At 52.1% G+C, this 24,303-nt stretch carries 17 protein-coding genes; 4 read left to right on the top strand and 13 right to left on the bottom strand.

The window, feature by feature from the left end; genetic code table 11:
- The first annotated feature begins 50 nt into the window (after positions 1-50).
- The gene (locus BUA28_RS00820) at positions 51-3,143 is read left to right on the top strand and encodes an efflux RND transporter permease subunit (RefSeq protein WP_072766251.1); all 3,093 of its coding nucleotides are present in this window, start codon (positions 51-53) and stop codon (positions 3,141-3,143) included.
- Positions 3,144-3,149: 6 nt separating this feature from the next.
- Here the strand turns inward: BUA28_RS00820 and BUA28_RS00815 are convergent, their stop codons facing one another.
- From BUA28_RS00815 to metG, 11 genes are all read right to left on the bottom strand, one after another.
- Positions 3,150-4,436, bottom strand: a complete 1,287-nt coding sequence (locus BUA28_RS00815) for an amidohydrolase family protein (protein WP_072766648.1) — start codon at positions 4,434-4,436, stop codon at positions 3,150-3,152.
- A 34-nt stretch (positions 4,437-4,470) separates the two neighbouring features.
- Entirely contained in the window at positions 4,471-5,631 is a 1,161-nt protein-coding gene (locus BUA28_RS00810) for a glucuronyl hydrolase (RefSeq protein WP_256598187.1), read from the bottom strand.
- A gap of 78 nt (positions 5,632-5,709) precedes the next feature.
- Positions 5,710-6,915: an MFS transporter gene (locus BUA28_RS00805; RefSeq protein ID WP_072766250.1), complete on the bottom strand. Its 1,206-nt coding sequence runs from the start codon at positions 6,913-6,915 to the stop codon at positions 5,710-5,712.
- Positions 6,916-7,047: 132 nt separating this feature from the next.
- Positions 7,048-8,250 carry an acyl-CoA dehydrogenase family protein gene (locus tag BUA28_RS00800; protein ID WP_072766249.1) on the bottom strand — a complete coding sequence of 401 codons (1,203 nt, stop codon included), beginning with the start codon at positions 8,248-8,250 and terminating at the stop codon, positions 7,048-7,050.
- Positions 8,244-9,917 (bottom strand): class I adenylate-forming enzyme family protein, encoded by a 1,674-nt coding sequence (locus tag BUA28_RS00795; protein WP_072766248.1) that lies wholly within the window; start codon positions 9,915-9,917, stop codon positions 8,244-8,246. Before BUA28_RS00795 ends, BUA28_RS00800 begins: the two co-directional genes overlap by 7 nt.
- Positions 9,914-11,800 carry a CoA transferase gene (locus BUA28_RS00790; RefSeq protein ID WP_218587208.1) on the bottom strand — a complete coding sequence of 629 codons (1,887 nt, stop codon included), beginning with the start codon at positions 11,798-11,800 and terminating at the stop codon, positions 9,914-9,916. The genes BUA28_RS00795 and BUA28_RS00790 overlap by 4 nt, the downstream gene beginning before the upstream one ends.
- A 9-nt stretch (positions 11,801-11,809) precedes the next feature.
- Positions 11,810-12,106: a MoaD/ThiS family protein gene (locus tag BUA28_RS00785; protein WP_072766246.1), complete on the bottom strand. Its 297-nt coding sequence runs from the start codon at positions 12,104-12,106 to the stop codon at positions 11,810-11,812.
- A 115-nt stretch (positions 12,107-12,221) separates the two neighbouring features.
- Positions 12,222-12,665, bottom strand: a complete 444-nt coding sequence (locus tag BUA28_RS00780; protein ID WP_072766646.1) for a M67 family metallopeptidase — start codon at positions 12,663-12,665, stop codon at positions 12,222-12,224.
- A gap of 193 nt (positions 12,666-12,858) precedes the next feature.
- Entirely contained in the window at positions 12,859-14,031 is a 1,173-nt protein-coding gene (moeB, locus tag BUA28_RS00775; protein ID WP_072766245.1) for a molybdopterin-synthase adenylyltransferase MoeB, read from the bottom strand.
- 468 nt (positions 14,032-14,499) lie between these two features.
- Positions 14,500-16,374: a TonB-dependent receptor gene (locus BUA28_RS00770; RefSeq protein WP_256598186.1), complete on the bottom strand. Its 1,875-nt coding sequence runs from the start codon at positions 16,372-16,374 to the stop codon at positions 14,500-14,502.
- A gap of 695 nt (positions 16,375-17,069) precedes the next feature.
- The gene (metG, locus tag BUA28_RS00765) at positions 17,070-19,262 is read right to left on the bottom strand and encodes a methionine--tRNA ligase (protein ID WP_072766244.1); all 2,193 of its coding nucleotides are present in this window, start codon (positions 19,260-19,262) and stop codon (positions 17,070-17,072) included.
- A 251-nt stretch (positions 19,263-19,513) separates the two neighbouring features.
- Here metG and apbC point away from each other — a divergent pair, with 251 nt between their 5' ends.
- From apbC to BUA28_RS00750, 3 genes are all read left to right on the top strand, one after another.
- Positions 19,514-20,602, top strand: coding sequence for an iron-sulfur cluster carrier protein ApbC (apbC, locus tag BUA28_RS00760; RefSeq protein WP_072766243.1), 1,089 nt, complete (start codon positions 19,514-19,516; stop codon positions 20,600-20,602).
- Between the two features lie 102 nt (positions 20,603-20,704).
- On the top strand, positions 20,705-21,271 hold the full coding sequence (gene dcd, locus BUA28_RS00755; protein WP_025041641.1) for a dCTP deaminase: 567 nt from the start codon (positions 20,705-20,707) through the stop codon (positions 21,269-21,271).
- Positions 21,272-21,683: 412 nt separating this feature from the next.
- Complete coding sequence (locus tag BUA28_RS00750; protein ID WP_072766242.1) at positions 21,684-22,859, top strand: type III PLP-dependent enzyme; 1,176 nt, start codon at positions 21,684-21,686, stop codon at positions 22,857-22,859.
- A 64-nt stretch (positions 22,860-22,923) separates the two neighbouring features.
- Here the strand turns inward: BUA28_RS00750 and BUA28_RS00745 are convergent, their stop codons facing one another.
- Positions 22,924-23,484: a dihydrofolate reductase gene (locus tag BUA28_RS00745; RefSeq protein WP_072766241.1), complete on the bottom strand. Its 561-nt coding sequence runs from the start codon at positions 23,482-23,484 to the stop codon at positions 22,924-22,926.
- On the bottom strand, positions 23,481-24,275 hold the full coding sequence (locus BUA28_RS00740) for a thymidylate synthase (RefSeq protein WP_072766240.1): 795 nt from the start codon (positions 24,273-24,275) through the stop codon (positions 23,481-23,483). The genes BUA28_RS00745 and BUA28_RS00740 overlap by 4 nt, the downstream gene beginning before the upstream one ends.
- Positions 24,276-24,303 lie beyond the last annotated feature (28 nt).

Raw genomic sequence — 24,303 nt, 5'->3', positions numbered from 1 at the left:
CGTACCCGAGTGTGTCCAACCGGCCGGTAATGCGGTCGCATTAGTAAGCAATGAATCTTTCCGAATTATGTATCCGCCGCCCGATAATGACGGTGCTGCTGTCAGCATCCGCTGTTGTGGCCGGCATTATTGCATATGGCGGCTTATCCATCGCCGCACTGCCAAGTTACGACTCGCCAACCATTTCCGTGAGCGCGGTGCTGCCGGGTGCAAGTCCGGAGACAATGGCTTCTTCGGTGGCGGCCCCGCTTGAGCGGCAGTTTTCTGCTATCTCGGGCCTTTCGGTAATCAGTTCGACAAGTACGCTGAGCAATACTGCAATCACTCTGGAATTCGATCAGGACCGCGATATCGATAGTGCCTCCATCGACGTACAGGCAGCATTATTGCGGGCGCAGCGATCCCTGCCGGTGGAAATGACCACGCCGCCGTCCTACCGCAAGATCAATCCCGCCGATTCCCCGATTATTTTTCTGGCCTTGACATCGCCCTCCATGTCGCTGCCGGAGTTGAACAGCTTTGCCGAAGATCTTATTTCTCCAACGCTGTCCACATTACCTGGTGTCGCGCAGGTACAAATCAATGGCCAGAAAAAATATGCTGTGCGCGTGCTCGCGAATCCCGAAGCGCTTGCGGTGCGCGATCTGACTCTCGATGATATTGCTGTCGCACTGCAAACCGCCAACGCCAACTCTCCGATTGGCACGCTGGAAGGACCGCGTCAGGCGCTTACCATCCAGGCCAATCGCCAGCTCAGCAATGCCGCTGCGTTTGCGAAACTGATTGTGGCGACGTCACCCAGTGGAAATCCCGTAAGACTTTCCGAGGTGGCACTGGTTGAAGACAGCGTGCAATCACTCAAGACTGCGAGCTGGGTTAATGGAGAGCAGGCGATTACACTTTCGGTGCAGCGCCAGCCGGGTGCCAATACCGTGGCGACAGTCGATGCCGTCAAGGCAGCAATACCGGCATTAATTGCCCAGATGCCGTCATCTGTTCAGCTTAAGCTGACCAACGATCGTTCAGTTTCTATTCGCGACTCCATACATGATGTTCAGGTCACGCTGGCAATCACTATTTTCCTGGTTTTGCTGGTAATTTTTCTGTTCCTGCGCAAGGCTTCCGCCACCTTGATCCCGGCGCTGTCACTCCCGATCTCCCTGCTGGGAACCGTAGCGATGATGCGTGTGCTCGATTACAGCCTGGACAACATTTCCCTGTTGGCAATCACCCTTGCGGTCGGGTTGGTGGTGGACGATGCCATCGTGATGCTCGAGAATATCGTACGCCATATCGAGAAGGGAATGCCGCCTTTGCAGGCTGCGCTGAAGGGTTCAAAGGAAGTCAGCTTTACCATCATTTCCATTTCACTGTCGCTGGTCGCCGTCTTTATCCCTATTTTCTTCATGCCCGGCGTGATTGGTCTGCTTTTTCATGAGTTTGCCGCTGTCGTAGGCATCGCTGTTCTGATGTCGGCTGTCGTATCGCTTACATTGGTGCCGGTGATGACCAGCCGCTACCTTGCCCGGCATGAGGCCGAAGGCTTCAGCCTGAGATGGACTGAATGGTTCGATCGTGGATTCAATAAAGTTATGGCGACCTATGAGCGCCTGCTCGATATGGCGCTGATTCACCGGCGCACAGTGCTGGGCATTGCATTTGGTACCTTCTTTGCCACGGGCGTGTTATTCATGGTCTTGCCCAAGGGTTTTTTTCCTAATGAGGATATTGGTCAGGCGCTGATCACAGTGGATGCTGTCGAGGATATTTCCTTCCCCGCCATGACCGAGTTGTTGCAACGTACGGATGATGTGATTCGTGCCAATCCTGCAGTCGACACCGTGATTGTTTACGCCAGCGAAAGCAATAGCGCACGCCTGTTCATGACCCTCAAGCCGCGTAGCGAACGCCAGTCTATTGAGAAGGTAATGGAAGAGCTGCGCCGGGATGTGCGCGCGATCCCGGGTGTAAGCGTCTTTATAAACCCCATTCAGAATCTCAGGCTTGGCGGCCGTACCAGCAAAAGTCGCTATCAGTACGTCATGCGCAGCGTACGCGCCGAAGAGCTGCGCGCCACAGCCGATAATCTTATCGCACGCATGCGTGACGATGCCATCTTTCGGGATGTCACCAGCGACGCGCAATTGAAGGGCCTGGAGGCGCGGCTCAACATCAATCGCGACAAGATCAATCTGTTGGGTGTGCAAATGGCCGATATTCGTTCCGCACTCTATAGCGCCTTCGGCGAGCGCCAGGTCTCGACAATCTATACCTCCAGCGATAGCTATCAGGTTATCTTGCAAGTTGCCGCTGAGCATCAGTTCGACGAGAGCGCTTTCGGCAAAATCTATCTGCGCGCCAAGAACGACATGCTGGTGCCGTTATCGAGCGTTGCAACAGTGGAGCGCGAAGTAGGGCCAATTGCAATCAATCATGCGGGTCAGCTCGAAGCGGTGACAATATCATTTAATCTGGCTCCCGGAGCGGCATTGGGCGATGCCTCCGCCCATCTCGACCAGTTCAAGCGCGAGCTGAATCTGCCAGCCAGCATTCTCACCAGTTATGCGGGAGACGCTGCGGCGTTCCAGTCTTCGCAAGCGAGTCAAGTGGTCCTGATTGTTGCTGCGCTGCTGGTAATCTACGTATTGCTTGGCGTGCTATATGAGAGCTATATCCACCCGCTCACGATTCTGTCCGGGCTGCCTTCCGCTGCCGTCGGTGCGCTGGGGATGTTGTGGCTGTTCAATCTGGAGCTGTCGATTATCGCCATGATAGGTATCCTGATGCTGATCGGCATCGTCAAGAAGAACGCGATCATGATGATCGACTTTGCGCTCGACGCCCAGCGCAACGATGGCCTCAAGCCCTATGAGGCGATCCGGACCGCATGTCTGTTGCGCTTCCGGCCCATAATGATGACTACGCTGGCAGCACTGATGGGCGCACTTCCTATCGCACTCGGCTTGGGCGCGGGTGCGGAGCTGCGTCAGCCTCTAGGACTTGCCGTGGTGGGTGGTTTGCTGTTTTCACAAGTCATTACGCTTTTCATTACACCGGTAATCTATCTTTATCTGGACCGTTTTTCCGGCGAGGGACCGCTTAAGCTTGAGGGCGATCCGGAATCGAACATCAGAAAAAATTGATGACGGTTATGGGGAAACATGCGGGTTCTTGAAATTATTTACTACAATTTCACCTCCGGACATCACGAGGTCGGGATATTCCAAAATTTTAAGGTTATGAGCAGGATCTCCCCGAACTGCGATAATATCCGCAGGCGCATCCTTTTGCAGTGTACCCAGTAGCGGCAAACTCAGGTGCCGGCCTGCTTTCGAAGTCGCTGCACGCAACACGTCCATTACGTCCAGTTTTGCCATTTGCATCATGTACATAAGCTCTTGCGCATCGATACCCCTCGGGATATCCGGATGCGCAACCTCGGCGCCGTATAAAAGTTCTCCTCCAAGCGCCGCCCAGCTGCGGGCATTAGCTGCAATCCCGGAACATTTTGATAGCGTGTCCAGCGTACCGACTATTTTTACATTCTGTGCCACTGCCTGTTTTAACAACGATTCAGGAATAACGTTACATGGCATGTGAGCCCACTCATCGATACCTGCATCGATTGCAATTTGTGCGCCTTTTACCTCAGCAATATGTGCTGTCACTTGACGATTATTTTTATGCGCTTCATCCACAATCGCTCTTACGATAGTCTCGGATAGCAGTGGCCATGTATGTTGCGCGTGGGAAGAATCATGGGCATGTGGATGTGGATGCCGGGCATCCACGTGTTCGGCAGCTGCTGGATCATGATGGCCATGATTTGAATCATGGCCATGACTGGAGGACCACGGGGCACCCGCTTCACCGCCGGGTTCCAGCGCGACTTTGATCACGACAGCGCCCCCCCTGATAAGATCGCGGACGGTTGAGCGTGCTTCTTCTTCCGTTGAGACCGATGTTGCGACATTGGTATCTCCCAACATCGGGATAGGATAACCATTCGGTGCGGTAATAATTGGTCCGGAGGTGAGTACACGTAAAGCTCCATCTCCGCCATAGGGCTTATGTATGGGCCCGCCGACGTCCCGGATCGTCGTAACGCCATGCTTCAGGACGGTATCCGCAGGAATATTTTGAAATGAAAGATGTGCGTGCAGTTCGATAAAGCCGGGTAGTATCGTTGAATCGCCCAGATCGATGACCTTCACATTACTGGACTCGAGTGATTCGCGCGTATCAATTCGTGCAACTCGCCCATTTATCACTAATACCGATGTGTTGGTTCTGATGTTATAGCCATCGAAAACTCTTGCCGCGTGCAGCAGAACAGATTCATGCTGTGTTTCCCGAGCGATTGCCCCGGAAGAAGTAAAGATTGCCAGAATCAGCAATAAGCAAGGCGTGATGGGGCTAATTAAGCGGAAGCGCATGCATTTCATCATTTCATATCCCATTTCATATCCTTTAGCAGTGGTGTGGTTCGATGGCGCCAATAAGCACGCAAAGTGCCGCCATGAGAAAAAAGCTGCCCCAGGCCGATTCGACCAGCTCATCCTTTCCTTCATTGGTTTTGTAACAGCAGCCCCAGAATTTTCCCGGAGCCATCCTGTTTAAAATTATTTTACGATCACTGTTTTCGTCAAAGCCCGTGAAATATCGACTGCGAACGATTGCAGTCAGCCGTTGATGGGCATGAACACGCCATGGAGTTCCATCCGATACAAGATCAGCCAGGGACAGCATTGCCAGAGACGCAATCACGGTAGACGAGGGATCGGAAAGACCCAAGGTGTTGTCGAGCCGGTTTGGAGGCAGAGGTTCCGGACGTGAACGCTTCCAATATTCACAGGCCGATCGAGCATGAGTCAAGTAGGGTTCTCCCCATCGCGCTGCCGCCCGGCTCAATCCCAACATGGCCCAAGCCTGACCACGAGACCACATGCCCGCTCGATCAGAGAGACGAAAACGCCCTTGTTCAAAATATGCGACGGAATGAAATACGCCATCTTCCGTGTGACATGCCGTCAATATCGTATTCGCATGACATTGCGAGATGTGTGCGTGATCACCACGATCACTGTGGCCAAGAAGCTGCATTAAGGAAGCAAAGGTATCCGTCGTAACGAGTTTATTTCCTTTTTTTCCGCCACCCATACCGGTACCAAGGGGTATGCAATTTATTTCCGGATCATAAGAAGCCGCAAGTGCGGCGATGGCCTCTCCTGTAAGCCTGCGTGCCTCGGCATCGTGAAACCAAAGCGCTCCCAGGGATGCGCCATACCAAAAAATCAGGCTTCGATTAGCGGAATCGACGCTGATTTTCGGGGATAAGCGTTGACAGATATCCGATGCCTTGCGCTGATCCGCCGTTGATTCAGTTAACCGCGAGCGCAGCCACCACAACGCTCCCCAGAATCCTCCGGCCCAGGAACCGCCCGGGGAGACAACCCACCGATCAGTAGGTCCCGGTGAGTAAAGGGGAAAGCCACCCATAGCGTGAGAGTCAATGGTCTCCATACGGCGAATCATCAACTCAAGCGCACTTGTCAATTCTTTACGGCTCAATAACTGTTCATCAGGCCTATGTACATCGTTATTATCCGGCTTCATTTCGGGTATGCGCATCAACAATGCTTCTTCAGGAAACCGGGTTGAAATTTATGTAAGCCATATCGGTACTGCCGGATTCCGGTTGATGAAGGATCAGCAAGTGGGCTCCTGTACTTTGCGGCGACGGGCGGATGCCAACACCAGGGACATGGCGCATGCGAGTAAAAGCGAGCTAACCTGCATGCTCCAGCCAAGCGGAAAGCCAATGGAATAATTGGACAAGGCACCGTAAAGCGGCGGACCCAGCGCGAAGCCGCCGAAGAAAGCAGCTGAAACGAGGCCGGACGCGGTACTTACGGGACCAAAAGCTGGATCTCTGATCAGCATGCTCATCGCTATCGCGTTAGTGCCTACTGCGGTAAGTCCCATGCCGGCTGCACCAACCCACAGCCACCAAAGGTTTTCCGGCCCTGCTTGCATTGTTGCCATCACCGCGCAAGCCGCAATAGCGATCAGTACGAGTAAAAGTAGCGACTCGTCTTCAAGTTTTGCGCCCATGGGTGTCAATACCACGCGCGAGATTATTCCCATTACACCGAAGACGGCGATCAGGGTGCCGGCCAGCGATAGCGGCATGCCTTGCTGGGTAGCAAAAGTGGGCAAGAATGTGACGAAGGCGGAGAGCGATATGCCAACGCAGAACTGAATGCCCATCAGCCGCAGCAACAGCGAATTCGGCGGCAAAAACATAAAGCTCTTACCCGTCCTTGCGTGTATTTTAGGGGTGACGAAAGGCGCCGTTATCCCGAACAATATTGCAGCGGGTACAATCATGCCTAGCGCGACACGCCAGCCATATTGAATTGCGATGCCGGGAAGTACCAGGCCGGCGAAAAGGGCCGCGACCTGAACGCCAGATTGCTTCAGCCCTACGACCTGTGCTCTTTTTTCCGGCGGAACCTGCTGCGCGATCAATAGATTCGTAACCGGATTTGCAAGGGCTTGAGCGATACCGCAAACAGCGGCGGCCGCGACCAAGCCATAAAAATTTTCAGCCGATGCCATTAGCGTAAAAGCGGATGCGATGGTGAAGAAAAGCGCTATCAATGCATAGCGTGAACCCATACGGTCTACGAAAATTCCGGCCCAAAGCGACAAAATTGCTGCCAGACCAAATGAGCTCATTACCAGATAACCCAGTAATGCGGGCTCAAAGTGCAAGTCATGGCCAAGGAGGGGTCCAAGCGTGCTGATGGCATATAAAATCAGCATTGGCAAGGTCATTGCGAACACCAGCACTACTCGAAGCCAAACGCCGACAATGCGTGCATGCCGAGCGTCGCTGGTCGTTACCGGCATGGTTCGCACCTTGTGCTGCCGAATGGATATCGACCTCCATACGCTGATACAAGCGGGTAACGACACCCACGCTGCATGCTGCACCCGCACAGTAAGTAGCTCGAGAAATTTGACAGATTTGCAGAAATCGAATCAGGCAAAATGATATGCGCCCTTTTCTTTATATAAATTGATGAGTCGGCGGCCCACGGAACTGATAAGCGACTCGTCTGTACCGTCAAGAATACGCGAGGTGCGTGCGATTCTATAAATACCGGAAAGTGGGGTCAGATCACTGACGCCTTCAGCACCGTGAATCTGTACTGCCGAGTCCGAGGCGATGCACAAAGCTTGTGATGCCGCTATTTTGGCGACACTGATCTCGACATTATTTGAACGCTGAGCGTCGACGCCTCTTGCGGCGACCCGAATCAGTTCACGCGCACTTGCAATAGCCTGATACGCGTTGACAATGTGTTGGCGCACCAACTGTTTCTCAGGTAATCGAGCAGATCTGCCACGCTCAGAATTGATTCGAGCTCCCATCAAATCGAAACACCGCTGTGCCAGTCCCACCCAGTTCATCGCACGAAGCAATCTGCCGACGCTCAGCCGCTGACCCATTAATTCGATACCGCTGCCGCAGGTTCCTAGCAGATTATGCTCAGGGACCTGTACGTCGCTAAAAGAAATCTCGCCTTGATCCAGCGAGCGGCCCATCATGGTGATCCTGCGCTCGATCCTGAATCCCGGCGAATCAGTCGGGACGACAATCATCGACAGCGCTTTGCCGAGCGCGATGTCTTCCCCGCCAGTACGTGCCAGCACAGTAATGAATGTCGCCCGGTCCGTATTGCTGACAAACCATTTTCTGCCATTGATAGTCCAGCTCCCGTTCGACAGATATGCGTATGTCGTTATCAGACCGGGAAAGGACCCGCCATGCCCCGGTTCCGTCATGCCGTAACTGGGGGCGGCTTTCCCGAGGGCCATGGGTTCGAGGAAGCGCTTGCAGACTTCATCGGTTCCGAATTTCAGGAGCATATGCGCATCAAGCGCGGAGTGGTTGCCGAAGATTGCCGGGGAGAATTCCGTTCGTCCCTCCTGTTCAGCAACGATCAGGTAGTCTTCAAGTGAAGCTATTTTTCCACCATGCGAGGGTGGATAAAATAAACCCCATAGTCCGGCACGCCTGGCTTTTTCAGTCAGTTCCGCGTGCAGCCGGTTTGACCCCTCGTCGTCTTGAGCCAATCGTGATTCGTTCGGGATAATCATTTCATCGACAAATTTTCTCACCTTGCTCGACAGCGCTTTAGCCGATCCTGTATGCGTCGATTTTTCATGTGTGCTCAACACTGGTTGGCCCCATGAGTAACGCCGGGCTCAGCGACAGGCTGGGTAAATTCTATTTCCGCGGTCAGCTGTTTTTTATCGATCTTTCCCGCTGGGCTGAGCGGTAACTGCCGGTAATAGCGCAAGTATTCCGGAAGCTTGGCGGTCTCCAGACCCTGATTGCACAAGTAGCGAGTGAATTGCGATAGCGAGGGACGTTCTGCTCCATCTCGCAATGCCAGGCAGAGGCAAACGCGGTGCCCCAAGTCCGGATCGGCAACCGGTATACAGGCGGCGCTCACGACAGCTGGATGGGAAACAGCAATGTTTTCGATTTGTGCAGGACTGATATTGACGCCGCCACGAATAATAATGTCCTTTTTACGCCCCGACAGCACCAGATACCCATCATCGTCAATAAGTCCCAGGTCTCCGGTATAAACCCATCCATCCTTGTCTCGATATAGGGCGTCCAGATCGGGCGCATTGACATATTGCATTGGGCTTATCGGACCTCTGGCCGTGATTTCACCCACGCAACCCTGTGGAACTTCCTGTTTCTGGTCATCCACTATCCGAATGGAGCAAACGTCGGACTGAGGCCGGCCCGCCTTAAAAAAAACGGTTTCCAGATCATCGTCAAGCGTGGTGTGGCAATTAACGCCGTCCGCTGAACCGTATAGGCTGATAAAACCACATCCAAACGCCTCGGTACAGCGGCGAATCGAGGCGGAATCGATTTTCGCGCCACCGCTGATGATGGCGATCAGGCTGGAAGTATCGGTTTTCGATAATGCCGGGTCGGCGGCGATGCGCTGAAACATTGTCGGAACCCCAAATATATAGGTAGGCTTCAGTTCCGCAATAGTTTGAACGGCAGCTGCGACATCGAATTGCCGCATGACGACAACGGATCCGCCAAGCCAGGATAAAATACCGAATGTCGCGGTTGAACCAAATGCCGTGCCTAGCGGCATCAGGTAAAGGCCTCTGAAAGAACTGCCGTCAGGATGTATGTGTTGCAGAAAGCGTCCCCGTCCACCAGCCAGCGCGTTGTGAGAATAAGCAATCCATTTTGGCTCGGATTCCGTCCCGGATGAGATCAGGAAGCGAACGGGCGAATCGGGGGAAACTGTCGGCAACTTACCGGTTTCAATGGGCTCGGCTAGAAATAGATCATCCAGCGTGTGCCAGCCTTCCCGGGTGGCTTTACCGTCAACGATGAGAATACGAAGTGACAGCAGGGTTGGGCGCAGCGATTCGATAAGTTCGCACAGGTCGATCTTGGCGTATTGCCCTTCGATAATAATTACACGTGCATCACACCTTCTCAGCAAAGACTGGATATCGAGGCGACCGCGACCGAGCGGGAAGGGCGCTACGATCGCACCAAGCGCCGCAGCGGCGAGATCGATGGCACAGCTATGCCAGGTGTTGTGGAGCTGGTAGGCAACGACATCTCCGGGAACGATTCCCAGCGCCTTGAAACTTGCAGCAAGGCGAAGCACCTTGTTCGATAACCCTTCGTATGTGATGGTGTGGTCGAGGGACATCACCGCCGGGGTGTCGGGATGCTGCCTCACATGCTCGCGGAACAACTCGTACAACGATTTATTGGGATAGGTTCCATTCCGGGCCCACAGGCTGCGAACCTCGGCAGGAACCAGATCCGTGATCCCGGAATGGTTCATTTGAAGCTCCAGGGGGAATTGACTTTCGTATAAGCCCCGGGGGTCAGGGTCGGTTGCAGATGTGCCATGGTTTGCAGGTCTGCAAGGTCTTCAATGACAACGGCTGAGGGGACGCCTGCATGTTCAAGGATACCTGCCCACTCATCCGCCGTTCTTGAAAGGAACCAGTCGCTCAAGCAATCCTGAAAATTGTCTTCTTCAATAACGATGGCGGCACCCAGGGCTTCGGCTAATCTTACCGCGGTCTTTAAATCGCGACATTCAACCGCAATTTTTCCCTGCTTCGTCGCATAGATCGTATCAATAATGCTTTTTGAGGCTGAGCCGGAGCCTGGCAACTCGTATAGGCTCTGAAAGTCATCTGCACACAAAAGCGTCGCCGCACTCATTAGTGATGATGTGACTTTCGCGCTCATGTTATTCATACATCGATTGAGCAGCGCGATAGTGATCCCTTGTGCCGCAACAACGCCTCCAAGCACATCGAGTATCGTAAATAAGGACCCGCCATGTGTGCCTGAGGTTTCCGCGATCTTTTTGGCAATCCCGGAGTAGGCTTGAGCCATGAAGTCTGTGCCAGGCATTTGGCTCGAGGGAGAATGTGCCGTGCTGTCTGTCGCCCAACCACCGGCATAGGCATAAATCAGGGATGGATTGGTTGCAGCCAGATCTTCATGGTCGAGATTCAACAGTACCGCTTTGCCAGGCGCCCAGTTATGCAGAAAGACGTCGGCACGTTGCACCAGTTCCTTGACTTCTGCTTGTCCCGCCAGGGATTTGATATCGACTTCTCGAATAGTTTTAAAACGGTTAAGGGCATCGAATCGTGCAGAACAATCACCTGCTATTGGCGGCATGCTTCGCAGAGGATCTCCGCCTGGTGGTTCTATCCGGATGACTTCCGCGCCCAGCAGCGCTAGCAGGTGCCCGGCAAGAGGGCCCTGGATCCGCCGGCACGATTCGATGACGGTGAGCCCGCTTAACGGTAAATTATCCGTGGAAGGACTTGACCTTCCATCCTTGAGGCGCGTCTCGAAAAGAAACTCCCACGGGCCTTGAAGCCACACGTGCCGGCTATCTTCGTCCTGAGCTCTATCATTGATGGATCGCACGGGACAAATAGCCATACCGGTTCTGGCACATATTTGGGAGATGCGGTGATATGTAATGTTTGATATTGCGCTGAATAACTCATCAGGCAGAGGGGAAATGGCTTTGGCATACCGCAGCAAAAAAGCAGTCCATCCTTTGCCGGCGACTGCTGAACTTACTCCGATCTCGGACCAGAATTTTTGCCAAGGGCCAGCGTCAAGTGTTTCAAGTTCAAAGAGGACGCCATCCAGTGAAATGAAAGGTAAACAAGCCGGATGTGGGACATGGCGTGGCCCTGAACTCTCGTGAGACTCTGAAGTCGTTGCGCCCGCGATATACTGCCCCATGCTTAACAGGGCTGCGGATGCCATCGAGACGTTACTGTTCGATACAGAGAGGCCGCGCAGCTGGCCAATCGAGGCGCTAACCCCGCCCTGAAGCGCCAAAGCGGCCGTCAGCGTCGAAACGTAATTCAATCCCAGCGGTTGGGATTTACCGCTGGCTCGTCCATGTACCGACATCAATCCGCAAGCTGCCTGCATGATATTTTCGGTCACAGAAGCTTGTTTGGAGCTATCACCCCATCTGGTTACATTACATGTTATGGGTGTGGTATGTGGAGTCTTGAATTCAAAAGAAAGTGCTGCATTGTTTGAGCAATTTTCGGTTGCATCGATTTTCATGCCCAGCGCACCGGACTGGTAAAGAAGCGAGGACACTATCGCGGCATAATCCGGAGCAGCGCTTTTTAGCGGCCCAGTTATTGCACAGCTGGCTAATGGGCGATTCATACTCATCCCTTATGTGTGGAGTAAGGCCGGTTCAGCACCCCCGGCAACCGCGGGCAAAATGGTTAACGAGTCGCCATCGCTCAGGCTGGTTGAAAGACCGTCGGTAAAACGAATGTCGTCGTCGTTCACATATATGTTGATGAAGTGGTGCGCCTTTCCTCCGGTAATCAGCTTCTCTTTGATACCGGGATACCGCTCCTCCATGTGCTCGATGACTTCGAGTACGCTGAAGCCGGTAATTGTGAGACGTTTTTGATTCTCGGTAAGTGGTCTTAATATGGTTGGGATGTGTACAGTAACCTGCATGCTTTTTCCTTTTTCTGATTTTATGATTTTGAAGAAACCGCAATTGGAAGTGACGCGGCTGGACCTGATTTTGCCTTTCAGCGTTAAAATTAAAGTGCGTTGCAGGTCAGGTCGATTAAGCTACCATTGCCAGTTCCCATTCCGATTTATATGAATCCAGCATTCTGACTCGCTCCTCGGTCACCATGCCATCACAAATCCGGAAACTGCGAATTTCGTCCCCATAAATGGGATTTGTTGGAATGATGACGTAATGGGCTCGAAGTTCGGCCGCAAACTTGACGTCGGTTCGGCTTGGATAGGCCTGCGTATCAGTGTGGGAGTGATAGATAACGATAGGTTCTTCGTCCCGTGCCTCCATGTCTCTCCAGACCTGCAATTGCTGATTGGGGTCGAACTTGAAAAATACCGCCGACCGGGCCGCGTTACGCATCGGGATCAGGCGCAATGGAAGATTGCATCCCTGGGGACCGGCGATGATTCCACAGGTTTCGATGGGATGATCTTTATGTGCTTGAGTAATCATTGCCTCAACGAGTTTGGTGTGTATGGTCAGCATAATTTTTTTAACCTCCATGACATTGTTTATTCAAGCGGCGAATGGAAACATTATGATTTTGCTATTCTTGGCCCGAAATCCGGTCTAAAACAGGTAACGACTTGTTTCATTTTTGGTTTGAATATCAGCCTGGTAAGCGATGGCGACAAGAATAGCGGTCAGCCCGTTTGCCGGTCGCTCAGCTAATACTCAGCTAATAATTGGGCAATGACTGATCGACGTCCCTGATCCACGCCAGGATTCCACCGTCCAGGCTTTTGACGTTGGTGAAGCCTTGTTTTTTCATCTCCACGAGAACATCTTTCGAACGGACGCCCATTTTGCAATGCACTACGATGAAATCCTCTTTGTTGAGTTGAGATAAAACCTCTTCGGTCATGATTTTATTTTTGGGAATATGGTTGGCGCCTTTTATGCGGACAATATTCCATTCTTCGATTCCACGAATATCGATGAGCCGCATATCCTTACCGCTATCCTGCATTTTCTTGAGTTCCAGCGGACTGATTATGAAGGGGTTAGTCATGTTTTCTGTGGCTACCGGTTTCAGTCCGCAAAATTCCTGGTAATCCATTAATCCGGTTATAGGAGTTCTCACAGGTGCGCGCCGTAAGGGAATAAACCTGTATGTCATGTCCAGGGCGTCATAGACAGCGAGTCTTCCAAGCAGGGTCTCGCCTAAACCGATGATCAATTTAATGGCTTCTGTTGCCATGATCGCGCCGATCGAGGCGCAGAGAATGCCTAGCACGCCGCCTTCGGCGCATGAAGGCGCCATTTCCGATGGGGGTGGCTCGGGGTACAGGTCACGATAGTTCAAGCCCACTCCATCCGGCGCATCCTCCCAGAAGACGGAGGCCTGTCCTTCGAATCGAAAGATGGATCCCCATACATATGGTTTTTTCGCAAGCACGCAGGCATCGTTGACAAGATACCGGGTAGAAAAATTATCCGTCCCATCTACAACCAGGTCGTAGCCTGAAATTATCTCTACGGCATTCGTCACTTCAAGGCGCTCGTTATGGAGCTGGACGTGAATATGGGGGTTTAACTCGTTAATCGAGTCTTTCGCACTCCTGGACTTGAGCCTGCCGATATCCGATTGCCCATGAATGATTTGCCTTTGCAGATTGGATTCGTCGACGATATCGAAGTCGATGATTCCCAGCGTTCCGACTCCGGCTGCCGCGAGATACAGCAGCACGGGTGACCCCAAACCACCGGCACCTATCACTAAAACTTTACTGTTCTTGAGGCGTTTTTGTCCTTCCACGCCGACATCGGGGATCAGCAGATGGCGGCTGTACCGTGAAACTTCATCTCTGGTTAATTCTTTCGAAGGGGGTACTATTGGTAATAATTGCATAAAAGCCTCCACGTTTAATTCACAAAGCTCATCACCGACATTCGGCAGGTTTAACCTAAATCTGGTAGTTGACCGCTCATTTAATAGATTAGTGTTATGATTAAAAACAATATTTCATATTATTTGACGCTCACCTTCCGGGTGAGGGCGCTACGGGGTGAATTGCACAGTTTTTGCGTCACATGGCTGCGTTGCAACTCCTTGGAATGGAACGGCGCCCCGAAGCGTCGCCCGAGGGGCTCCGCGCAGCGGGGATCGGGCAGCGCAGGGGATGCCGCGATCGCGTTCCACACGCAAGGGGGCACCCGCATCCCGCTTCGGGGTCGCACCTTCCTGCGGAAGGCACTGCTCCGCCCTGCGCGATCGTATTCCGCGTCGTTGCGCCTTGCCCTGCACCTCAAAAACCGTACACTTCTCCCCGTCCAACTACCGGATTTAGGTTCAACAGAAATCCCTTACTCTTGTCATTCAGAAGCTTGCGGAAAAGCCGATCTGCCCCCAGCGCCCCGGCATGGGATACCCTGGACGATAGGCGTAACGGGTATCCAGAAGATTTTCCATGGCCACGAAAATCTCGCCTCTTTTGCCGAGTTGCGGCAACTGGTAAGAAACACGGGCGTTCATGATCACAAATGAATCCACTCTCTCGGTATTAACCGCTCCCGCTGTACGGGGACGGTTGAGCGCTAATACACCTGACTGATACTGGGTATCAATCGTTAAGCGAATCGGCCCCATCTGTCCATTTAGACCGGCGGTCACAGCTCTCTTTGGTGTGTACGGCAAATTATCGATGCTGGGGTCAAGCAATGTCATTCCGCCAAAAACCGTCCAGTTGCGCGTAATGTTTTGTCGAATCGCCACTTCAGTGCCGCGTATGGTATAGGTACCCAGATTCAGAAACTGGGGCGGCGGCGGAACGTTGGGCGGGAAGCCGAAGATGTAGCGATTTTTTACCTGATCGGCAAATACACTGACATCAATTTGTGTTGTTTCGAAAGGATTCAGTTTGAAGCCGACTTCGGCGTGATCGAGTTCTTCCGCGGAAAGGTGCCTCCAGCTTTGCCCCAGCGCCGGTATTACGGAGGAAAGTACGGGGGCTTCCAATCCCGGATAATTGATGCCGCGCGATACATTGCCAAAGATGGTGATCCACTCTGATATCAGAGAAAGCCCCGCATGTGGCGAGGTCTTTGTCTGGAACATATTGTGATCATAGACCCGCATGCCAACCGCCGGCACAAGCGTCCAGCCTTTAGCGAGCTCAATCGTATGGCTCAACGCCAAGTAAGGGGACGTGACGCGGAAAGAGGGTGCTTTAAAACTATCCTGCGGCGCCGGGGCCACTCTATTGAATCGCGCATCGCCCGAAATCCAGTCGCTGTCCAGTCCGGCAACAATGGCTCCGCCCTTCCATAGAGAGAATTGTTCTTTCCAGCGCACGCCAATTGTTTCAAAATTGGTGAACGTATCCCCATCCAGGCCGGACTGATGCAGCCAGTTGCCTTCTCCCTTGCTGTAATAAAAACGTAAGTCGCCGCGCCAGCCATCGTGACGATGCGATATAAAAGCGGAGACCATTCCTGCCTGGGTGTTGTATTGCGGCGCCACGGCAGGTCTCGGCAGCCGGTTATCGCCTGGATCGCGAGCGGTATTGGTGACAAAAAGAAAGCTCGTGCCAGCCGACCAGTTGGCCCCCAGCCGCATGCCAACGCGGCCCATGACATTATTCAGTTCGCCGCTCGCATTGAGTCGCTGGCCATCCGATTGGGCGTGGCCTTGCGCCAGCATGAAATCCACATCTCCTTTGCGGCCAACCAGATCCACTTGCTCGATGAAGGTGTTGAAATAGCCTCCGGAAATCCTTGCTCCTGCCTGTATGCCATCCTCGGTTGCGCGCTTGGTTTCCAGATTGATCGAGGCAAAGTTGTTACCGTTGATTTGAGGTTGGGGACTTTTGTAGACTGTAATGGATTGCATGCCATTGACCGGCAACAGATCGAGCAATGGGTGGTTCCAGACGCCCATGTAAAATGGAACGCCGTCAATGTAAGTCTTGATTTCACTGCCGGGCCGACTGACACCCATTCCTCGTATAAAGACCGCACCGCCTTGATCGCCACCAAAAGCACCCACCGGGTTGTAACGTGATATTTGTACTCCAGGGGTACGGCGTAGCGCGGCTGCAAGGTCAAATGCATTCTGATCGCGCAACTGGCTTTCGGTGATCACCGCGGATGTGCTTGAGAATGCGTCGACGCGAACGCGGTCGATGATCGGATTCGCCGTCACAACGACGGGAGCCAGTGCGGTAGTTGAAGATTGCGTTGTAGTCTGTGCCATCGTAAACCCTGAAAAAAAAATTGTTACAAACGTGATGGTCGATTGAATCTTTCTCTTTCTCATTCTCATTTTTATTCTTTTTCTTGAATGCTGCGTCAAAAGATAAAGCCCATCAATGTCATTGCCATATTCTTTAATGACTATAGTATGTTAGCGTCATCAATTCGAATGTGTTTTTCGCTGTGTCGGAAAAACAGCCTACGGCGGCGAGGCCGAGAAGCACCATATACCGGGCTGATACCAGCTCCTCGGAGCGTTATTGCAAACGCTCATGTGCGTGCTGATGGGAAATGTAAAACAAATTTATGAAATTAGGAATGTGGCATATTGTCGCATGTGGCATATTGCCGCACCCGCTGCGATATGCCTTTTACCGCTATGCTTTACTACGAAATTTCGGAATAGGTATTACCGGAAATGGCCGTGGCCAAGAGTAACTTTATGGGTATGGAATGCTAGAAAGGCAGGGGACGTGAGATCCCCGAGTTGTTGGAACGGACCAGTGGACTGGGCCAATGGATCGAATTTTTGCGAATTTGTAATTAGCCGGAGTGAAGCGGTGCTTGCCGCGTCGTTGCAAAAAATCAAATAGCATAAAGGAAGCGCTCGAGAATAACGTGCGGCCTATGATATTGCTCGCGCATATGACTCTTCAAGCTCGGCGCTTGATTTTTTCCTTATTGCCGGCCGCGCTGCTATTTTATTTTCATTCCCGGCCGTGCGCCTTCATCAGGAGAGAGGAGATAAGGCCCATCCCCATCACCTGCGGCCAGCACCATCCCTTCGGATATGCCGAATTTCATCTTGCGTGGCGCAAGGTTGGCTACCATGACGGTCAGGCGGCCAGTGAGCTGTTCAGGATCGTAGGCGGATTTTATTCCCGCGAAGACGATACGCTGTTCCGCTCCGATATCCAATGTAAGTTTCAATAGCTTATCCGCGCCTTCTACGTGTTCGGCATTGACAATTCTCGCCACCCTGAGGTCGATCTTGCCGAAATCATCAATTGTAATCGATGCTGCTGCGGTGCTTTTGATACCCGCTCCATCCGTTACAGGGATGGAGGGAGCGACTGGACTTTTTTCCACGGCTTGTACAGCTTGTGTGGTTTGTAGTGGCTGTACCGCCGGCTTCAGGCTTTCCTTATTGGCATTGATAAGCATCTCGATCTGTTTGGCGTCGAGGCGAGTCATCAGATGCTTGTAGTCGTTGATCTGGTGTCCATCCGCTAACAGCCTGTTTTGCGAATTTGCATCCTTCCAGATGAGTGGGCTTACCCCCAGAAACTGCTCCGCTTGTGCGGCAAGTTTTGGCAGGACCGGTTTCAGGTAAACGGTGAGAATACGGAACATGTTCAACGCAACGCTGCACACTTCATGCAATTCTCTGTCGTTCTCGTTATTTTTTGCCAGAAGCCATGGCTTCATTCGATCCACGTATTGATTGGCAACGTCCGCTGCCAGCATTATTTCCTTTATGGCTTTGCCGAACTCCCTGCGATCATAAAAGTTCGCAATGGAGGTATGACGGCCCAGGAAAGTATCTCCCTCGCCGAGCTGGCAGAAAAGAAACTGATTGAACCATTTTCGGTTTGCTTCGGAAATAGTGTGCGTAAGCTTCCCATCGAATTTCCTGGTGATGAATCCGGCGCATCTACTGGCTATATTGATGTATTTGCCTACCAGATCGCTGTTAACCCGCGCGATGAAATCATCGAAATTGAGATCGATATCTTCCATGCTGTCATTGAGCTTGGCGGCGTAATAATAGCGCAGCCATTCTGGATTCAAGCCCTGCTTCAGATAGCTGTCCGCAGTAATGAACGTTCCGCGCGACTTCGACATTTTTTGTCCGTTGACGGTAAGAAATCCATGAGCATATATCTGGGTGGGCGTGCGGTAGCCTGAGAATTCCAGCATCGCTGGCCAAAACAGCGCATGAAAGTAGAGAATATCCTTACCGATAAAATGCACCATTTCAGTGTTGCCACCGGGCCGAAGAAATTCATCGATCTCTGCCTGGGATTTTTGCTTCTGTTTGAAGTAATTTTCGAAACTGCCGAAGTAGCCGACGGGTGCATCCAGCCAGACATAGAAAAATTTCTTGCCGGCGGTACCGGGTATCGGAAAACCAAAATAGGGCGCATCACGGGAAATATCCCAGTCCGTCAAGCCTGCTGAAAGCCATTCATTCATCTTATTGGCAGCTTCGGGTTGGAGCCGCGGTTTCATTTCCGGGCTGGCGCCGGACTGGCTCGAAAACGATTCAAAGACCCAGCCATTGAGGAAAGCCTTACAGCGGGGATCCGAAAGCTTGAAGAAGTGATGTTTGGAAGCGCGGCGTTCCGGTTTTGCTCCCGAAACGGCGGAGTAAGAATTGATCAAATCGGTCGGTGAATACGTCGCCCCGCAGGCCTCGCACGAATCGCCGTATTGCTCTTCGGCATGGCAATTCGGGCATTCTCCCTTGATGTACCGATCCGGTAAAAACATCCGCTTCACCGGATCATAAAACTGCTCGACGGAGCGCTTGACAATCAGATCCTTTGCTTCGAGCTGACGATAGATATCCTCGCAAAATGCCTGGTTCTCGGGTGCGTCCGTGGTGTAATAATTATCAAAAGCAACATGAAAGCCATCGAAATCGTTCTTATGTTCTTGCCATACACGGTCTATCAACTGCTTGGGCGTAATGCCTTCCTGTTCGGCGCGCAGCATGATCGGCGTGCCGTGAGTGTCGTCGGCACACACGTAATGTACCTCGTGGCCTTGCATTTTCTGAAAACGAACCCAGATATCGGTCTGGATGTATTCCACCAGATGCCCAAGGTGAATACTGCCGTTAGCGTAGGGTAGCGCTGAAGTAACCAGAATTTTTCGCTTGTTCATCAATTGCCTATAGAGATTGCGTCAAACGTGATTGTAACAAACTGTAAGCCCGGCAACTTGTTGAACTGAAGGAAACAGTTGTTTATCGGCCAGGGCGAAGCGAGCCCTGCTTTCTTTCGCTATAAGAATATGTCCCGGCCGGATTCTGCATAACGGTGGATGCTTTATCTTCATCTGGGCAGACTCTCGACCTCGATATTTGTTAATATTCGAGGTCATCATTTGTGCTGCAGATAAAGGAGTGTGTAGACGTGCCTATCACGGAACAGCAAATACAGTCTGTCCTCACGGAAATTATCGACCTCAGCACGGGTAAGGATTACGTAACCAGCAATGAAGCGCGTAATATCAAAATAGATGGCAATAACGTCTCACTTGATATCGTGCTGGGTTATCCGGCAAAAAGCGTGGTGGAAAGTATTCACAGGCAGGTGGTGGACAAGCTTAAAAGCATTCCCGGTATTGGTAACGTGAATGTCGATGTTACCAGCAAGATCGTTTCTCATAGCGTGCAGCGTGGCGTAAAGCTCATTCCGGGGGTTAAGAATATCATCGCGGTAGCGTCAGGAAAGGGCGGTGTGGGCAAGTCTGCCACGGCAGTAAACCTGGCGCTGGCGCTTGCCGCGGAGGGCGCTTCAGTCGGCATCCTCGATGCCGACATTTACGGCCCTTCGCAGCCCCAGATGCTTGGCATTGCCGGTCGCCCCGAATCCCTCGACGGCAAGACCATGGAACCGATGAAGGCACATGGCATTCAGGCCATATCAATTGGTTTCTTGATCGACGTGGAAACGCCAATGGTGTGGCGTGGACCGATGGTTACGCAAGCATTGCAGCAGTTGTTGAACGATACCCGGTGGAAAGATGTGGATTATCTTATCGTGGACATGCCGCCGGGAACCGGCGACATCCAGTTGACGCTTGCGCAAAAAGTACCGGTTACCGGCGCCGTCATCGTTACCACCCCTCAGGACATTGCTCTGCTCGATGCTCGCAAGGGGTTGAAGATGTTCCAGAAAGTGGGTATCCCCATTATCGGTATTGTCGAGAATATGAGTACTCACGTCTGTTCACAATGCGGCCACGAGGAGCATATTTTTGGCGCTGGCGGTGGGGAGAAGATGTGCGGGGATTATGATGTCGAATTTCTTGGGTCCTTGCCGCTCGACATAAAAATCCGCGAACATACCGATGCCGGTATGCCGACGGTTGTCGCAGACCCGGGCGGGAGGATAGCAGAAACTTACCGCAGTATTGCGCGCCGCATCGCAGTGAAGGTCGATGAATTATCGCTGGATCATTCAGCGCTGTTTGCCAAGATTGTAATTGAGGATACTTGATCTCCCCAGGAGAACAAACGAAATGGATGAGGGTATGTGGTCCCTCCATACGCCCCTTCCATTCACGATTAACATTCTTCCGGCACTCTCTTCTTTTTAAAAATGACCATAAAGTCGGATAAGTGGATTCGCCGCATGGCGGCGGAACACCGCATGATCGAGCCCTTCGAGCCCAATCAGGTCAAGCACGCCAATGGCCACCGGATCGTTTCATACGGGACATCGAGTTATGGCTATGATATTCGCTGCTCGGATGAATTCAAGCTGTTTACCAATATAAACTCTGTTATTGTCGACCCCAAGAATTTTGATTCGAATTCTTTTGTCGACGTGAAAGGCGACGTTTGCCTTATCCCGCCCAATTCCTTTGCACTTGCGCGCACCGTTGAGTATTTCCGCATTCCGCGCAATGTGCTTACCATCTGCCTCGGCAAATCCACCTATGCCCGTTGCGGCATTATTGTCAACGTCACCCCATTTGAGCCGGAGTGGGAAGGTTATGTGACGCTGGAGTTTTCCAACACGACACCGCTTCCCGCGAAGATTTATGCAAATGAGGGAGTGGCTCAGGTAATTTTCTTCGAGTCCGATGAAGTATGCGAGGTTTCGTATAAAGATCGGGGTGGAAAATATCAGGGGCAACACGGTGTGACGTTACCGAAAATCTGATTTTTTTCAGCCATAGCCGCACCTTGCCCCACTATCCGGCACCTGCAATAAATGCAGCAAGGACCGGTCAACCCGCCTTGCACCCAATATGTGTCAAAAAAAATTATAAGCCACTGTTTTGGCGATATATTTATCCATAAGAGCGCTCGGGAATTCTCCCTTGGCGCCGGTAATTATGACATTTGCCAGCGGGGGTTTTTTTGAGAACATTCCGGGCGGGTATATGATTTTTTTCAGAGTCGAAAAAAACGCTTGATTCCAGTGGAATGAAGTTTATAATCCGCTTTTTTCCCGATATGTACTTAGGAACAGGAGGTCATCATGAAAAGCAAAGCAAACTACTTCGTACCGGCTGATCTGGTAAATATTCATACTCCCGTCACGTAGCGTCTTTTAAAGAAGGATGACTCTCATGCAAATGCGTAACACGGCCCTACGGCGCAAAGTAGACGCCGAAGAAATATTCGACACCCATCCCGAAGTCAGACTGGATTTTGAACATGTCCAGGCAGCCTTGAAAAAAGGCTACAGCAAGCCGTTTCTGCTGGTTGACAGCCATATAGTTCGCACCAAAGCCCGCCGCTTCAAAACTGCCATGCCACAGGTGCAGCCGCACTATGCGGTGAAGGCCAATCCAGATCCGCGCGTACTTCGCGCACTGATCGAGGAAGGCGTCGGGTTTGAAATCGCCTCCATTTCGGAACTGGATCTTCTGCTCAGCCTGGGCGTCCCCGCTGCGGAAATCTATTACAGTAATCCGATGAAGTCGCGCGCTTATCTGGAATATGCGGCGTCAAAAGGCGTGGAATGGTATGTGCTGGATAGTGTCGAGGAGCTACGCAAAATTGTGAGCGTCAAGCCTGACGCAAAGTTGTATTTGCGCATAGACACACCGAACATTGGCAGTGATTGGCCGCTGGCAGGAAAATTTGGTACGCATGCCGCCGAAATCAAGGGCATCATCAATGAAGCGGTAAAACTCAAGGGCGATCTTGCCGGAGTAACTTTCCATGTCGGTTCGCAATGCCGCAACCCGCAGAATTGGCGAGTGGGCATCGAGCGGGCCAAAAAGGTTTTCGCGGACATGCGCCGGGTTGGCTTATCCCCCCGCCTGCTCAATATCGGCGGCGGCTATCCTGTTCGCCATATCAAGCCCATCCCATCAATAGAGGTAATAGGTGATGTGGTGAATGCGGCTATCGCGGACCTGCCGAAGGAAGTTCGCGTCATGGCCGAGCCGGGACGTTATCTGGTATCCGATGCGGCTTATTTCGTTTGCCGCGTGGTAGGCACAGCCACCCGCAACGGTAAGCGCTGGATGTATTGGGACGCGGGTATGTTTGGCGGCGTGATCGAAGTTACGGAAGGTCTACGCTATGAAATTCTTTCCGATCGCACCGGACACGACATTCCCTGGTGCGTCGCCGGGCCAACCTGCGATTCGGTGGATATTCTGATGCGCGATGAAATGCTGCCGGAAGATATCCAGGAAGGAGATTTCATCTATATTCCCAATGCCGGTGCTTACACCACGGCCTACGCCAGCAATTTCAATGGTTTTCCGCTACCGGATGTGGTTGTCCTCTAACTGCTGATCATAGGGTAAAAGATGGCGGGACCCAACCAATGGGTTCCGCCATTGTTTTTCAGCATCATCCAGTATAACCGCCAGGATAAGTTCCTTTGCCTGTTTTGCGGTCAAATACCACAAAATGGTATTCCAGCCCGTTGTCATCACAACGGTGTTTTTCCCGAGACGTTTCCTTCCACTCTTCCTGATTGAATTCAGGAAATAGCACGTCGCCATCGAAATCCCTTTGAATTTCGGTAACGTACAATCGGTCGCACAGCGGCAACATTTGCCGGAATATATCCGCTCCACCAATAACAAAGCTTTCCGTATCATCCGTCGTTAAAGGCTTTTCCTCGTTTCCTTTGTCTTCGTAGCAGGCTCTCAACGCTTCAGCTATTGAATGCACGACGATAGCACCCTGAACTTCGTATTCGGTTTGGCTTGTAATAATAATACTGGTACGTCCGGGAAGCGGTCTGCCGATGGATTCATACGTTTTACGCCCCATGATGATGGGATGCCCCATGGTAAGCGCCTTGAAGCGCTTCAGATCAGGCGACAACCGCCAGGGCATTGCATTATTCTTGCCGATGACCCGGTTCTTTGCCACCGCCACCAAGGCGGAGAGTCGGGCGTTCATATCGCGACCGGCGCCTTGATGGCCGGATGAGGGTCATAGCCTTCCAGCGTAAAATCTTCATACCTGAAATCAAAAATGCTGTTGACCCCGGGATTCAATTTCATCATCGGCAGAAGCCTCGGCTTCCGGTTTAATTGTTCCCGAGCTTGTGCCAAATGGTTGAGGTAAAGGTGCGCATCCCCCAAGGTGTGCACGAAATCGCCGGGTTTTAGATTGCAGACTTGCGCTGTCATCAAGGTCAGCAGGGCGTAGGACGCAATATTGAAAGGCACACCCAGGAAGATATCCGCGCTACGCTGGTAAAGCTGGCAGGAGAGCATGCCGTCAGCCACGTAGAACTGAAACAAGGCATGGCACGGCGCCAATCTCATCTCACCCAATTCACCCACGTTCCAGGAAGAAACAATCATCCGTCGCGAATCGGGGGTACTTTTGATCTGCTCGATTACCTGCGTGAGCTGATCAATATGGCCTCCGCCCTCGACCGGCCAGGCTCGCCACTGGCGGCCGTATATCGGGCCCAGATCGCCATTCTCGTCAGCCCACTCATTCCAGATGGAAACACCGTTTTCGTTGAGGTACCTGATATTCGTATCGCCGTGCAAAAACCACAACAATTCATAAATGATCGACTTCAAATGACATTTCTTGGTAGTGACCAGCGGAAAGCCTTCTGATAAGGTAAAGCGCATCTGGTGACCAAATACGGAAAGCGTGCCCGTGCCCGTGCGGTCAGATTTCTTGTGCCCATGCTCGAGCACGTGCTGCATGAGTTCAAGATATTGGCGCATTACGGGTGAACGATAGGGCGATGGGAAT

Source organism: Nitrosospira sp. Nsp11 (assembly GCF_900142705.1).
GTDB lineage: Bacteria > Pseudomonadota > Gammaproteobacteria > Burkholderiales > Nitrosomonadaceae > Nitrosospira.
This window is presented reverse-complemented; position numbering and strand designations above follow the sequence as displayed.